We start from the raw sequence: 14,117 nt of genomic DNA on the forward strand, positions 1-14,117 counted from the left end.
AAGTCACTGTCAGAGATCCTGGCCCGCGCCCGCCGACGGCACGCCGGTGAACATCCGCGGCGCGGTGAACGACCGTTCGGCGAAAGCCCCGGTGACCGCCGCCTCGACCTCGGCACGGGCCTCGGCACGCACCAGCGCGATCGCGGACCCGCCGAAGCCGCCGCCGATCATCCTGGCACCCAGCGCACCGGCGGCTTCAGCCGCCTCCGCGGCCACGTCCAGCTCGTCGCACGAGACGCGGTAGTCGTCGCGCAGGCTCGCGTGGGACTCGCTGAGCAACGGGCCGATCTCCGCGTACTTGTCCGCACGCAGGAAAGCGACGGTACGCAGCACGCGGTCGTTCTCGGTCACGACGTGGTGCACGAGCGGCCGCAGGTGCTCGGGCAGCTTCGCGAGAGCGCCGTCGAGCCCGGGGAGTTCGATGTCGCGCAGGGCGGGGATGCCGAGGAGCGCGGCCGCCTCCTCACAGCCGCGGCGGCGCTCGCCGTAGCCGGACCCGATGTGCGAGTGGTTGGCCCTGGTGTCGATCACGAGCACTTCCAGGCCGTGCCGGGACGCGTCGAACGGCACCTGCTCGGCCTCGCCGGACCGCACGTCCAGGAACAGCACGTGCGACTCCGTGCAGTTCAGCGACGCCGTCTGGTCGAGCAGACCCGTTGGCGCGCCGACGAAATCGTTCTCGGCCTGCTGGATCCACTTGGCGACGTCGCTGGTCGTCTGGCGTGAACCGGCCAAACCCAACAGCGCCAACGCCGTGGCGCACTCCAGCGAGTGCGACGACGACAGGCCCGCCCCCGCAGGCACGTCACCGGCGATCACCAGGTCCGCACCGCCGCTGACGCCCTGCTCGCGCAGAACCCACGCCACGCCGGACGGGTACGCGGCCCACCCGGTCACGGTGCCGGGCGCCAGCTGCGAGATCCGGACCGGGTCCGCGGTCTCCGCGCGGCCGCGGTCGTGCAGCGTCGAGACTGTGATCGTGTCGTCCGTGCGGGGCGACGCCGCGACCGCGGTGCGGTGCGGGATCGCGAACGGCAGGACGAAGCCGTCGTTGTAGTCGGTGTGCTCACCGATCAGGTTCACGCGGCCAGGCGCCGACCACACGCCGGCCGGCGGCCGGCCGTGCAGTCGTTCGAACGCCTCGGCCGCTCGCGCCGCCTGGCTCACTCGGATCGCGCCAGCACCGCGTGCAGCACCGACGGCTCGATCTGGGCGGAGTGGCCCGCGCCGCTGACCTCGATCGTGTTGCCGTCACCCTTGGACGGGCCGACGCTGACCGTCTGACCCGGCAGCAGGCCGACCGACTTGAGCTCGGCCATCAGGTCCGGGTCCATCTGCACGTGTTCGGCGATCCGCCTGATCTCCACCTTGCCGCCACCCCGGCGGGCCACCTCGTCCACCCGCACCAGGTCCGCCTCGGCGGGCGGCGCGGGCTCGCCCTCGCCCAGCTTGTCCAGGCCAGGGATCGGGTTGCCGTACGGCGAGGTGGTCGGGTTGCCGAGCAGCTTGACCAGCTTGCGCTCGACCGCCTCGCTCATCACGTGCTCCCAGCGACATGCCTCGCTGTGCACGTGTTCCCATTCCAGACCGATCACGTCCACCAGCAGCCGCTCCGCCAGCCGGTGCTTGCGCATCACCGCGACGGCCAGTTCCCTGCCGTGGTCGGTCAGTTCGAGGTGACGATCGTCGGCGACCACGAGCAGTCCGTCGCGTTCCATCCGGCCGACCGTCTGGCTCACTGTCGGCCCGCTTTGCTGCAACCGTTCCGCGATCCGCGCGCGGAGCGGCACCACACCTTCTTCTTCGAGTTCGTAGATGGTGCGCAGGTACATTTCTGTGGTGTCGATGAGCTCGTTCACGCCGCTACCCCTTCGTCGGCGTCCATGGTAGTCGCACCCACTGACACTCCGAGGTGCCCGGCGGGCCAGGATGGTGGGGTGCGCGCACTTGTCTCCACTTCGGAACTGGCTGATCTGCTGAAGAATTCCCCGCCGCCGGTGCTGCTGGACGTCCGGTGGGCGCTGGGCGGCCCGCCCGGCCGTGAGTCCTACGTGGCCGGACACCTTCCCGGCGCGGTGTTCGTCGACCTGGACGCCGAACTGGCCGCGCCGCCGGGAGAGGGCGGCCGCCATCCCTTGCCGGAGCCCGGTGACCTGCAGGAAGTCCTGCGTGCGGCCGGGGTGAACCAGGACTCCGCGGTCGTGGTCTACGACGGCGGCAACGGCTCCGTCGCGGCTCGCGCGTGGTGGCTGCTGCGCTGGGCGGGTCACTCGAACGTGGCTGTCCTCGACGGTGGTTACGCGGCGTGGCAAGGGGAAGAGCGCCCAGTGATCACGGAAGTGCCGCAGCCGCAACGGGGTGACATCGAGGTGCGGCCAGGCGGGATGCCGACGGTCGACGCCGACGGCGCGGCCGAACTCGCCCGATCCGGTGTTCTGCTCGACGCACGGGCACCGGAGCGCTACCGCGGTGAGACGGAACCGGTGGATCCGCGCGCCGGTCACATCCCCGGTGCCGTGAACGCCCCCTTCGCCGGTCACACAGGCGAAGACGGCCGGTGGTTGCCGGTTGCCGCGCTGGCCGAACGGTTTCGTTCGCTGGGCGTGCACGACGCGGCCGCGGTCGGTGCCTACTGCGGGTCGGGTGTCACAGCGTCGTCGGTCGTGCTGGCGCTCGAGGTGTCCGGCCTGACCGACGGGCAACACCCGGCCGCGCTCTACCCCGGATCGTGGTCGCAGTGGTCGTCGGATCCGGCGCGACCTGCGGAAACAGGCTGATCTTCAGGTGCCGGGCAGCTTGCCGAACACTTTCGTGGCCAGCTTGTCGACGACTGCGCAGACCGGCTCGTCGTGGCCGGTCAGCACCAGGCTGACCCACAGCACGCGGTACTGCGCCGACCGGTCGTCGGTCAACGCGATGCGCAGATCGCATGTTGTGTCGACCGTGTTGCGCCGGTGCGCGGTGTTGCCCTCGAACGTCGTCGGCGTGGTGCCTTTGGTTTCCAAGCTGGACGTGAGCACCACGAGCGCGATACCGGCCGGGTTGCCCGATCGGGTGAGTGTGTAGCTGCAGAAGCCTTTGTCCTCAGGCTCGGCGGACGCGTTCGTACCCGTTACGTTTCCGATGTCATCGACCGTGACGAAAGTGGAGCATGCCGGGGCGGTGGTGATCGTCTTGCGGTGGGCGATCGTCACCGGCGGCTCGGATGTCGTGGTAGTGGTGGGAGTGGTGAGGCGTGGGGCGCTGGTGGGATCAGACGGGGGCGTGGGGTACGACTCCTCGGTCGTGGTGACGTCCGGAGTGGGGGAGTTCGTGACGGCGGGTTCGGCGGCGACCGGGTTGCCGGTGATGGGCGCGGCACACGCCGCGGCTGTCAACGCCGTAGTCGTCGCCGCGAGTGCCGCCGCGCACACGAACCGTCGGATCACGGCGTTAAGACTAGTGTTGTGCCATGGGTACGCCAGCCTCCGGAAGCAGTGTCGTGTGGGACCCCGCACTTCTCGGCTATGACATGGGCGGGGACCACCCGTTCAACCCTGTCCGGCTGGAGCTGACGATGGCTCTGGCCACCCAGCTCGGTGTGCTGGACGGCGTCGAGCCGCTGCGTCCGGAACCCGCGCCCGACGCGGAGATCGAGCGGGTCCACGACGCGGGGTACATCGCGGCGGTGCGGGAGGCGCCGATGGTGGGCTGGGACGTCGGCCATGGCCTCGGCACGCCGGACAACCCCGTGTTCTCCAACATGCACGAGGCCACGTCGCTGGTGGTCGGCGCGTCGTTGCTGGCAGCACGGCAGATCGCGACCGGGGCCACGAACCGGGCGATCAACATCGCAGGTGGTCTGCACCACGCCATGCACGACCACGCGGCCGGGTTCTGCGTGTACAACGACTGCGCGGTGGCGATCTCGTGGCTGCTGGACAACGGCGCCGACCGAGTCGCGTACATCGACGTCGACGTGCACCACGGCGACGGCACCCAAGCCGCCTTCTACAACGACCCGCGCGTGCTGACCATCTCGTTGCACCAGAGCCCGATGACGCTCTTTCCGGGTACGGGCCGGGTGACCGAGCTCGGCGGGCCGGACGCCCAGGGCACGTCGGTGAACATCCCGCTGCCGCCGTTCACCCGTGACCCCGCGTGGCAGCGCGCCTTCCACGCCGTGGTTCCCTCGCTGCTCCAGGAGTTCCGGCCGGACGTGCTCGTCACGCAGTGCGGTGTGGACACTCACGAGGAGGACCCGCTCGCGGAGCTCAACCTGAGTGTGGACGGGCACCGCGAGACGTACCGGACGTTGCGTTCGCTGGCCGACCGGTACGCCGGCGGCAAGTGGCTGTCGATGGGTGGCGGCGGCTACCAGTTGCTGCGGGTGGTGCCCCGGTCGTGGACGCACCTGCTCGCCACCGTGCTGGACCGGGACATCGACCCGGCGACGCCGTTGCCGCGCGAGTGGGTCAACGACGTCCAGCGCCGCGCACCGAACGCGACCCTGCCCGCCACGATGGGTGACGGCGCCGATGTCGAGTACAAGCCGTGGGACGGGGCGACCACGGAGCCGGTCGACGCGGTGATCAGGGACGTACGGCAGGCGGTGTTCCCGCTGCACGGCCTGGACCCGGCCGATCCAAGAGACTGAGAAGACACAGTGAACCCGAGCGATTTCGACCCCTTCGACTATCCGCGGCAGTGGGAGGCGGACGTCGTGCTGTCGGACGGCGGCACTGTCCACCTGCGACCGATCACGCCGGACGACGCCGACCGGCTCGTCGCGTTCCACGGCCGGTTGTCCGAGCGCACCCGGTACTTCCGCTACTTCGGGGCGTACCCGCGGATCCCACCGCGGGACCTGAAGCGCTTCGTCACGTTGGACCACCGCAACCGAGTCGGGTTCGCGGCGATGCTGGGCGACGACATCATCGCCGTCGGCCGCTACGAACGCCTCAATGCCGGTGACCAGCCTGGTGACCAGGCGGAGGTGGCGTTCGTCGTCGAGGACGACCACCAGGGCCGCGGCATCGGCTCGATCCTGCTCGAGCACCTGGCGGCCGCGGCGCAGGAGCAGGGGCTCAACCGGTTCACCGCCGAGGTGCTCGGCGAGAACGGCCAGATGATCCGGGTGTTCAAGGACGCCGGGTACCAGGTCAGCCGCGCGCTGGAGGAAGGCGTGATCCACCTGGAGTTCGCGATCGACCCGACCGACGAGTCCGTCGCGGTGGCGCGGTCGCGCGAGCAGGCGGCCGAGGCCCGCAGTGTCCACAATGTGCTCAACCCGAAGTCGGTCGCGGTGATCGGGGCGTCGACCGACCCGACCAAGGTCGGCTACGCGGTGCTGACGAACCTGCTCACGGCGAACTTCGCCGGGCCGGTGTTTCCGGTCAACGCCGAGCACCCGGCGGTCCGGGGCGTGCGCGCGTACCGCCGTGTGCTGGACATCCCCGACCCCGTCGACCTCGCCGTGGTCGCCGTGCCCGCGACGAGCATCAACGAGGTGCTGGACGACTGCCTGGCCAAGGGCGTCAAGGCGCTGGTCGTGGTGACGTCCGGGTTCAGCGAGATCGGCGACGAGGGCCGCAGCGCGGAACGCAAACTGGCCGAGGAGGCCAGGGCACACGGTATGCGCGTGGTCGGCCCGAACGCGCTCGGCGTGGTGAACATGGACCGCTCGGTGCGGCTCAACGCCAGTCTCGCGCCGAAGCTGCCCGGGTTGGGGCGGACGGGCTTCTTCTGCCAGTCGGGCGCGTTGGGCACGGCGATCCTGGCTGACGCGGCCGCGCGCGGGCTGGGGCTGTCGACGTTCGTCTCGGCGGGCAACCGGGCGGACGTGTCCGGCAACGACCTGTTGCAGTACTGGATGACCGATCCGGCGACCGACGTGGTGCTGCTGTACCTGGAGTCGTTCGGCAACCCGCGGAAGTTCGCGCGGCTGGCCCGCAGGCTGGGCCGCACGAAACCGATCGTGGCGGTGAAGTCCGGGCGCAACGCCGTCTCACCCGCGCTCGCCGCGACGTCGGTCCAGGTCGACGAGCCGAGCGTGCAGGCGGTGTTCGAGCAGGCCGGTGTGATCAGGGTCGAGTCGCTGGCGCAGTTGTTCGACACGGCGATGGTGCTGGCACACCAGCCGCTGCCGGAGGGCAGCCGGGTCGCCGTGGTCGGCAACTCCACCGCGATCGGTGTGCTCGCGGCGGACACCGCGTTGGCTCAGGGGCTTGAGCTGGCGGGCGAACCGGTGGACGTGGGGCCGCAGGCCGGTCCGGCCGAGTTCGCCGCGGCGGTCCGGGAGGCGTTGCTGCGGGAGGACGTCGACGCGTTGGTCGTGGTGTTCGTGCCGCCCCTCGCCGTGCCGGGGACCACGTATGCCCGTGAGTTGCGGGAAGCCGTCGCCGGTCTGGCCGAGGGGCACGGCAAGCCGATCGTGTCGACGTTCCTCGCGGCCGAGGGTGTCCCGGCGGAGTTGGCGGTGCCGGGCCCGGACGGGTCGCCCGGCCGTGGCTCGATCCCGTCGTATCCCAGCCCGGAACGGGCCGTGCTCGCGTTGGCCAGGGTCACCCGGTACGCCCGTTGGCGGTCGGCGCCGCGCGGCACGCTCGTGCGGCCGGACGGGGTCAGGCCCGACGCGGCGCGTGAGCTGGTCCAGTCGGTGATGGACGACGGTGACGAGTGGCTGACGGACGCGCAAGTGGTGCGCCTGCTGGGTTTCTACGGCATCGAGGTGGCGCCGTTCAAGATCGTACGAACCCCGGACGAGGCCGCGGCCGCCGCGGCGGCGCTGGGCTTCCCCGTCGCCGCCAAGGCGTCCAACACGCTGCTGCGCCACCGGTTCGACCTCGTCGGCGTGCGGCTGGACATCAGCAGCCCCGACACCATGCGCGCGGCGTACACGGACCTGCGGCAGGTGTCCGGAGTGGACACCGTTTACGTGCAGCGGATGGTGGCCAAGGGGACGTCGTGCGTGATCGGGCTCCAGGACGACCCGTCGTTCGGCACGCTGGTCTCGTTCGGACTGTCCGGTGTGGTCAACGATCTGCTCGGCGACCGCGCGTACCGGTCGATCCCGATGACCGACGTGGACGCCGCCGGCCTGGTTCGTGCGCCCAAGGCGGCGCCGTTGCTCGCGGGTTACGGCGGCAGTCCGATGGCGGATCTCGGCGCACTGGAGGACCTGGTGCTGCGGGTGGCCGCGTTGGCCGAGGACGTGCCGGAAGTGCGTGTCCTCGAGCTGGAACCTGTGGTGGCATCGGAATCCGGGGCGAGCGTCGTCTACGCGAGGGTCGCGGTCGGGCCGCCGCCGTCACGCCACGACACCGGCCCGCGGCGGCTGCGGAGCATGGGTTAGCCGGGCGCGGGGCATTCCACTGCTCTGGTGGGAGGGGGCTCGCTCCCGCCGCCAGACTGAACGAGCCCCCGTCTGAAGAGGGATCCGGCAGTGCGCTGGACCCCTGACCGGCCGCCGCCGGCTTCTGGTGAGCTTCCCCTGGTCAGGCGGTGCGCCGAGGGTGTGAGCGCGGTGGTGGTGCGCGTCGCGGGAGTCAGATGTTCTCGTTGGTGCATCTGGCTCCTCCTCGTCGAGGACCGTCGCTGCAGGGTGAGTGAAAGTTAAGCCACGACACCTGGCCTGGTCAAGAATGTGATTGAAGTTCATGTACATGAACAATTCCGGTCTGTGAACCGCTCCCAGGTTCCTTTGAGCTGACATCCAGGGGACTCGCGGTTACGACCGGCATACCTGTAGTCATGACCGGTACCCAAGCCTCGGCCAAGCCGCCGGACAGCGCCACCAGAACCGTCACGGTCGACGTGGTCATCCCGGTGTACAACGAAGAACGAGCGTTGCGCGGCTGCGTCGACGTGCTCCGGACGTACCTGGACGAGGCGTTCCCGTTCCAGTGGACCGTGACCATCGTCGACAACGCCAGCACCGACGACACACTGGCGATAGCGGGCGAGTTGGCGCAAGCCGACGACCGCGTCCGCTTGCTGCACCTGGACGAAAAGGGGCGAGGCCGAGCGCTGCGCACCGCCTGGCGGTGGAGCGACGCCGACGTCGTCGCCTACATGGACGTGGACCTGTCGACCGGCCTCGACGCCCTGTTGCCGCTGGTCGCGCCCCTGGTCAACGGCCACTCCGACATCTCGATCGGCTCCCGTCTCGCACCGGGCGCGCGGACCGTTCGCGGACCCAAACGCGAGTTGATCTCCCGCTGCTACAACGCACTCATCCGGCTCAGCCACGGCGCGAGGTTCAGCGACGCGCAGTGCGGCTTCAAGGCGGCGCGCACCGACGTGATCCGGCCGCTGCTCGAACACGTCCGGGACGACAACTGGTTCTTCGACACCGAGCTGCTGCTGTTGGCCGAGCACAACGGTTTGCGGGTGCACGAGGTGCCGGTCGACTGGGTGGAGGACATCGACACCCGCGTCCGGATCTCCTCGACCGCGCTGGAGGACATCCGGGGCCTGATCCGGGTCGCCCGCGCCAAGGCGGGCGGTGCCGCTCGTGTCAAGGACCTGCCGAAACGGCCCGAACCGAGTCCGGCGCACCCGGACGCCGTGGTGTCGAGGAGGGACACCGGACTGGTCTGGCAACTGCTGTCGTTCGGTGCGATCGGCGCGGTGTCCACAGCGGTCACGTTGTTGCTGTACGCGATCTTCCGCCCGGCGATGAACCCGTTGCTGGCGAACCTGTTCGCCTTGGTCGTGACGACCATGTTCAACACCGAGGCCAACCGGAGATTCACCTTCCTCGGTGCCAGCGGATCGTCGGGCCGGGTGCATTTTCAAGGGCTCGCCGTTTTCGGTCTGTACTACGCGTTCACGTCCACCGCGCTGCTCGTGCTGAATTCCGTTGTGCCACACCCGGGGCGGATGCTGGAGCTGACGGTGTTGCTCGGCGCTTCGCTGCTGGGCACGGCCGGTCGGTTCGTGTTGTTCCGGGGATGGGTTTTCAAACAGGGAAAGGGAAAGCTATGACCGCCGCCACTGCCGGGCACACCGACCACGTCGAGGTGGCCGACTCCGGCCCGGCACCGCCGCGATGGCGCGGGTACGCGCTTGGCGCGATCCTCGTGGTCGGCGGAATCCTGTACGCCTCAACGCTGTGGAGCAGCGGTTGGGGCAACGGGTACTACACCGCCGCGATCAAGTCGATGTCGACGAGCTTCACCAACTTCGTCTTCGGCTCGTTCGACCCGGCCGGTGTGATCACTGTGGACAAGCCGCCGTTGTCGTTGTGGCCGCAGGTGATCTCCGTGTGGATCTTCGGCTACCACAACTGGGCCATCCTGCTGCCGCAGGTGATCGAAGGGATCGCGGCGATCTTCCTGCTGCACCGGACGGTCCGGATGTGGGCGGGGGACAACGCCGCCTTGATCGCCGCGTTGATCTTCGCGCTCACGCCGATCACGGTGGTCACCAACCGCACCAACAATACAGACGCCATGCTCGTGCTGACGCTCGTCGCGGCCGCGTACGCGTTCACCCGCGCGATGAAGACGGCCGAGGCCAGGACACGGACGATGTGGTTGTGGTTCGCGGCTTTCCTGATCGGTTGCGGGTTCCTGGCCAAGATGCTGGCCGCGTGGATCGTGGTCCCCGCGTTCGTTGCGGCTTATCTGGCCGGGAGCAAGGCGAACTGGCGGCGCAAGCTGTTCGACGTCGTCGGCGCTGCCGTGGTCCTGCTCGCCAGTTCACTGTGGTGGGTGGTCGTGGTGGACCTGTGGCCGGGGCAGAAGCCGTACATCGGTGGCAGTTCGGACGGCTCGGCCCTCGATCTCGTCCTCGGCTACAACGGACTCGGCCGCGTGTTCGGCGGAGGTGGCGGCCCCGGTGGGGGAATGCGGACCATGGGCACTCCGCCGCCCGGCGCCGTCGTGGGCGGCCCCGGTGGTGGCGGGGGCGGTGAGATGGTTTTCGGTGGGCCGGGTGGCAGCGCGGCGTTCGGTGGCGAGTCCGGTCCCGGCCGGATGTTCGGGGACGCGGTCGGCGGTCAGATCAGCTGGTTGCTCCCGCTGGCGTTGATCGCGCTCGTTGTCGCCGCCGTGCTGGGCTTCCGGCGGTTCCGCCGGTTCGCTCCCGCCGACACCGCACAGCGTGCGGGCTGGGTGTTGTGGGGCGGTTGGCTCGTGGTCAACGCGCTGGTGTTCAGCCTGCAGGAGGGCATTTTCCACCCGTACTACACGACTGTGATGGCGCCCGCGATCGGTGCGCTGGTCGGTGCCGGGGCAGTGTGGGCGGTCAGGATGTACCGCCAGCCCAAGGGGTTGAGCTGGCTCGTGCTACCGGCAAGTGTCGTGGTCACGGCCGCGTGGGCGTGGGTGCTCATCTCCCGTGACACGGCGTGGAACGGCTGGCTGCGCTGGGCGGTTCTGGGTGTCGCGGTGCTGACGGTCCTGGTGCTCGTGCTGCGCAAGGTGAAGCGGATGGCCATTGTGCTCAGTCTGGCCGCGGTGCTGCTGGCGCCGGGTGTGTGGTCGGGCGCCGGGGCGTTCGCGTCCGGCAACTCCGGGCTCCCCATGGCTGGCCCGTCGGGCGGGATGAGTGGCGGCAACTTCGCCATCCGCCTGCCACCAGGCGTCACGACTCCGCCGCCGGGCATGGTGCCACCACAAGGCGGCGGACCGGGTGGGCCCGGTGAGGCGAACGGCACTCTCACCGCCGACCAGCAGAAGATCGTGGACTACGCCAAGGCGCACTCGAGCGGCGCGGAGTACCTGATGGCGGTGCAGGGCGGTTCGCAGGCCGCGATTCCGTACATCATGGCGACCGACGAGAACATCGTGAGCATGGGCGGCTTCAGCGGCCGTGACCCGGCGCCGACGACGAGCCAACTGTCCACCTGGGTCAAGGAGGGCAAGCTGCGGTTCGTCCTCAGCAGTGCCAGGCGCGGCCCCGGCGGCGGGGTCGAGGAAGTGTCCACATGGGTCGAGCAGAACTGCAAGCAGGTGCTCACCGCGGGTCACCAGCAGCTTCATGAGTGCACCGACGGATGACTCACAGCGTGTTCCCAGGTAGTTCCCAGGTTCGTCGTTGACGCTGGTCCAGTGAACACCCACCCGACCGTGCTCGTGGTCGACGACGAACCGAACATCCTGGAGCTGCTGTCGGCCGCGCTTCGGCTCAGCGGGTTCGTCGTGCACGCGGCGGACTGCGGGACCGAGGCGCTGGCCGCCGTCCGCCGGGTGCGGCCGGACATCGTCGTACTCGACGTGATGCTGCCGGACACCGACGGGTTCACCCTCGCCCGCACGCTGCGCACGGTTCAGGACCAGCTACCTGTGCTGTTCCTGACCGCGCGCGACGCGCTGGAGGACCGGATCGCCGGGTTGACCGCGGGCGGCGACGACTACGTGACCAAGCCGTTCAGCCTGGAGGAAGTCGTGCTGCGTCTGCGAGCGATCCTCCGCCGGACCAACGGCGGCGCGGAGACGCCCCGGGACGACGGTACGTTCCGGTACGCGGACCTCGTCCTCGACGAGGACGCGCACGAGGTCCACCGCTCCGGGCGGCTCGTGCAGCTCTCGCCGACGGAGTTCAACCTGCTGCGGTACCTGATGGTCAACGCCGAACGGGTGGTCAGCAAGCCGCAGATCCTCGACCGGGTGTGGAACTACGACTTCGGCGGCGACGGCCGGATCGTCGAGTCGTACATCAGCTACCTGCGCCGCAAGATCGACTCGGTGGAGCCCGCCCTGATCCACACGATCCGCGGCGTCGGCTACTCGCTGCGGCTGCCGAGGGACGAACGGGGCGGGTGATGAGTCGCCGCCCGTGGACGCTGCGGACGCGGCTGGTGGTGGTGCTCGTCCTGCTCGGCACCGTCGGCCTGGCCGTTTTCGGGGTGGCGAGCGTGCTGTTGATCAGGGAGTCGATGATCCACCGGATCGACGGCCAGCTCAAGGACCTGATCGCACGGCCGCGCGGACTGGGCCCGCCGCCGCCGAACACCAAGCGCAACTCCGACAACCTGCCCACCGATTACGTCTTCGTCGAATTGCACGGGGACGGCGAGTTGGTCAGGGGCAACACCCTCGGTGGCCCGGTGCTGCCGACCCTGACGGCCGGAACCATCGGCCAGGTGGGGACCGAGCCGTTCTTCGCCGACGACCAGCAAGGTGGCGCGCCCTGGCGAGTGCTGGTCCGGTTGCGACCGCCCCCGCTGGGCGCCGGGCCGGGCGCTCCACCGGGGATCGTGATGCTCGCCCAGTCGATGGAGAACACGAACACCACCGTCACCCGGTTGATCTGGATCGAGGCGGGTGTCGGCGTCGCGCTGCTGCTGGCGATCGCGGGCGGGGGGTTCATGCTGGTCCGGCTGGGTCTGCGGCCGTTGACCAAGATCGAACGGGCCGCGGACGGCATCGCGGGCGGTGACCTGGACCGGCGAGTCGACTCGGACACGCGGACCGAGACGGGACGCCTCGGTGGCGCGCTGAACACCATGGTCGGCAGGCTGTCGTCGGCCCTGCGGCAACGCGAGCAGTCGGAGACGCGGCTACGGCGGTTCGTCGCCGACGCCTCTCATGAACTGCGCACCCCGCTGACGTCCATCCGTGGCTTCGCGGAACTGCACCGGCGTGGCGGCGCGCCGGAACGCGACGACGTCGACCGGTTGATGAGCCGGATCGAGGGCGAGGCGATCCGGATGGGCCTGCTGGTGGAGGACCTGCTGCTGCTGGCCAGGCTCGACCAGGAACGCGCGCTGGACCTGACCGAGCTGGACATCAGGACCCTGGTGGAGGACGCGGTGCACGACGGCCGCGCCCGTGATCCGGATCGGCAGCTGGTCGTGGAAAGCGCGCGCAGGCCGATCCGCGTGACCGCGGACGAACACCGGATGCGCCAGGTGATCACCAACCTGATCAGCAACGCCATGACGCACACGCCGCCGGACAGCGCGATCCACGTCCGGGTCGGGCTGTCCGGCAACCGCAAGGACTCGCCGGTGGCGGTGGCGGGCACGCTGGAGTCCCGTGGCCGGGTGGTCCTCGAGGTCAGCGACGAGGGCCCGGGAATCCCGCCTGAGGCCGCGCCGTACGTGTTCGACCGGTTCTACCGCGTGGACGAGGCCCGCACCCGCAAACGCGGCGGCACCGGCCTCGGACTGGCCATCACCGCCGCGATCCTGGAAGCCCACGGCGGCAGGGTCGAACTCCGCACGGCACCGGGGGAGGGCGCACGGTTCACCGTGCTGCTGCCCCTTCCCTAGGTGTGTGTGCAACCAATGTGGCCTTTGTTGCGTTTCGTGCAACAAAGGCCACATTGGTTGCACAAGCAGCGGACGTTAGCTGGTGAACCGCGCGGCCGCGATGGGGCGCTGGGCGACCGTGTAGGTCCCGCTGGAGGACGTGTTGACGCTCCACCGGTACCGCGTGAACGTCCCGGTGTCGTCGGAGACGTAGAACATCATGTGCCCGAAGCCGACGCCTTCGCGGTCGTTGACGCCGTCGACCAGCCGGATGTCCGGGTACGCCGCGTAGTTCCCGACGCCGCGGACCCCGTGCGGATCCGACGTGCAGTCGATGACCTCGACGGCGTACTGCGTCTCGCCGGGGAAGTTCAGCGTCGGGCTCGGCGCGACGTAGGTTCCCTTGATCCGCCGGACCATCACGATGTGACCGGTCTGGGTGGGCTTGCCGTTGTTGTAGTCGATCGCGATGAGGTCCCCGGCGCGCAGGTCCGCCAGCCGTTCGACGGTCAGCCAGTGCGGGATTCCGGCGGCGAAGGCCTGCCGGTACTGCCGGGCGGTGGGGGAGCGGGAACCGAAGTAGGTCTCGAAGTGCTGGGGCGTGGCGGCGTCCGGGTAGGTCCGCCGGAGCAAGCCGGTCAGGAACGACGCGCACTGCGACTGGTTGAACCAGGTCGACGGCTGCCCCGGCGTTCCCCACGTGAGGATGTTCGGGGTGCCGTCGTCCTTGTAGTTGTTGTTCTCCGCAGGGCAGGACGGGAGGTTCAGGTACTGCACGAAGGCCTCCGCCTCGATCACGTGCGGGGCCGTCGTCGGGTATGGGTCCGCAGGCATGTCAGCCGCGGTGGCCGGGACACTGCTCGACGCGGCGAACACCGCGCCCGCGCCGAGCAGTGCCCGTCTCGACAAGGACGTCATGCCTCTATGGAAACCCGGG

11 protein-coding genes are annotated in these 14,117 nt (G+C 69.6%); 7 read left to right on the forward strand and 4 right to left on the reverse strand.

Annotated elements, in window-relative coordinates; all coding sequences use genetic code 11:
• Window positions 1–9: 9 nt before the first annotated feature.
• On the reverse strand, window positions 10–1,167 hold the full coding sequence (gene galK, locus ALI144C_RS26400; RefSeq protein ID WP_076989855.1) for a galactokinase: 1,158 nt from the start codon (window positions 1,165–1,167) through the stop codon (window positions 10–12).
• The gene (locus ALI144C_RS26405; protein ID WP_076989856.1) at window positions 1,164–1,859 is read right to left on the reverse strand and encodes a metal-dependent transcriptional regulator; all 696 of its coding nucleotides are present in this window, start codon (window positions 1,857–1,859) and stop codon (window positions 1,164–1,166) included. Before ALI144C_RS26405 ends, galK begins: the two co-directional genes overlap by 4 nt.
• Before the next feature lie 78 nt (window positions 1,860–1,937).
• Between ALI144C_RS26405 and ALI144C_RS26410 the strand changes: the two genes are divergently transcribed.
• Window positions 1,938–2,777 carry a sulfurtransferase gene (locus ALI144C_RS26410; RefSeq protein WP_076989857.1) on the forward strand — a complete coding sequence of 280 codons (840 nt, stop codon included), beginning with the start codon at window positions 1,938–1,940 and terminating at the stop codon, window positions 2,775–2,777.
• A gap of 3 nt (window positions 2,778–2,780) precedes the next feature.
• On the opposite strand, the gene ALI144C_RS55750 is transcribed toward ALI144C_RS26410, so the two are convergent.
• Window positions 2,781–3,428, reverse strand: a complete 648-nt coding sequence (locus tag ALI144C_RS55750) for a hypothetical protein (protein ID WP_076989858.1) — start codon at window positions 3,426–3,428, stop codon at window positions 2,781–2,783.
• Window positions 3,429–3,451: 23 nt separating this feature from the next.
• Between ALI144C_RS55750 and ALI144C_RS26420 the strand changes: the two genes are divergently transcribed.
• The 6 genes from ALI144C_RS26420 to ALI144C_RS26445 all read left to right on the forward strand — a co-directional run bounded on the left by ALI144C_RS26420 (window position 3,452) and on the right by ALI144C_RS26445 (window position 13,201).
• Window positions 3,452–4,636, forward strand: a complete 1,185-nt coding sequence (locus ALI144C_RS26420; protein WP_076989859.1) for an acetoin utilization protein AcuC — start codon at window positions 3,452–3,454, stop codon at window positions 4,634–4,636.
• A 9-nt stretch (window positions 4,637–4,645) separates the two neighbouring features.
• The gene (locus ALI144C_RS26425; RefSeq protein WP_076989860.1) at window positions 4,646–7,333 is read left to right on the forward strand and encodes a bifunctional acetate--CoA ligase family protein/GNAT family N-acetyltransferase; all 2,688 of its coding nucleotides are present in this window, start codon (window positions 4,646–4,648) and stop codon (window positions 7,331–7,333) included.
• Window positions 7,334–7,731: 398 nt separating this feature from the next.
• The gene (locus tag ALI144C_RS26430) at window positions 7,732–8,967 is read left to right on the forward strand and encodes a bifunctional glycosyltransferase family 2/GtrA family protein (protein WP_076989861.1); all 1,236 of its coding nucleotides are present in this window, start codon (window positions 7,732–7,734) and stop codon (window positions 8,965–8,967) included.
• Window positions 8,964–10,985, forward strand: coding sequence for an ArnT family glycosyltransferase (locus ALI144C_RS26435; RefSeq protein WP_076989862.1), 2,022 nt, complete (start codon window positions 8,964–8,966; stop codon window positions 10,983–10,985). The genes ALI144C_RS26430 and ALI144C_RS26435 overlap by 4 nt, the downstream gene beginning before the upstream one ends.
• 51 nt (window positions 10,986–11,036) lie before the next feature.
• On the forward strand, window positions 11,037–11,750 hold the full coding sequence (locus ALI144C_RS26440) for a response regulator transcription factor (protein ID WP_076989863.1): 714 nt from the start codon (window positions 11,037–11,039) through the stop codon (window positions 11,748–11,750).
• Window positions 11,750–13,201: a sensor histidine kinase gene (locus ALI144C_RS26445; RefSeq protein ID WP_076989864.1), complete on the forward strand. Its 1,452-nt coding sequence runs from the start codon at window positions 11,750–11,752 to the stop codon at window positions 13,199–13,201. Before ALI144C_RS26440 ends, ALI144C_RS26445 begins: the two co-directional genes overlap by 1 nt.
• Before the next feature lie 75 nt (window positions 13,202–13,276).
• Here the strand turns inward: ALI144C_RS26445 and ALI144C_RS26450 are convergent, their stop codons facing one another.
• Entirely contained in the window at window positions 13,277–14,098 is an 822-nt protein-coding gene (locus ALI144C_RS26450; RefSeq protein WP_076989865.1) for a hypothetical protein, read from the reverse strand.
• Window positions 14,099–14,117: the final 19 nt, after the last annotated feature.

The organism is Actinosynnema sp. ALI-1.44 (assembly GCF_001984155.1).
GTDB lineage: Bacteria > Actinomycetota > Actinomycetes > Mycobacteriales > Pseudonocardiaceae > Kibdelosporangium.

Bases quoted from the DNA above. Each gene is read 5' to 3' on its own strand.
- ALI144C_RS26420 (WP_076989859.1), top strand. From the start codon at position 3,452: ATGGGTACGCCAGCCTCCGGAAGCAGTGTCGTGTGGGACCCCGCACTT.
- ALI144C_RS26450 (WP_076989865.1), bottom strand. From the start codon at position 14,098: ATGACGTCCTTGTCGAGACGGGCACTGCTCGGCGCGGGCGCGGTGTTC.
- ALI144C_RS26445 (WP_076989864.1), top strand. From the start codon at position 11,750: ATGAGTCGCCGCCCGTGGACGCTGCGGACGCGGCTGGTGGTGGTGCTC.
- ALI144C_RS26430 (WP_076989861.1), top strand. From the start codon at position 7,732: ATGACCGGTACCCAAGCCTCGGCCAAGCCGCCGGACAGCGCCACCAGA.
- ALI144C_RS26435 (WP_076989862.1), top strand. From the start codon at position 8,964: ATGACCGCCGCCACTGCCGGGCACACCGACCACGTCGAGGTGGCCGAC.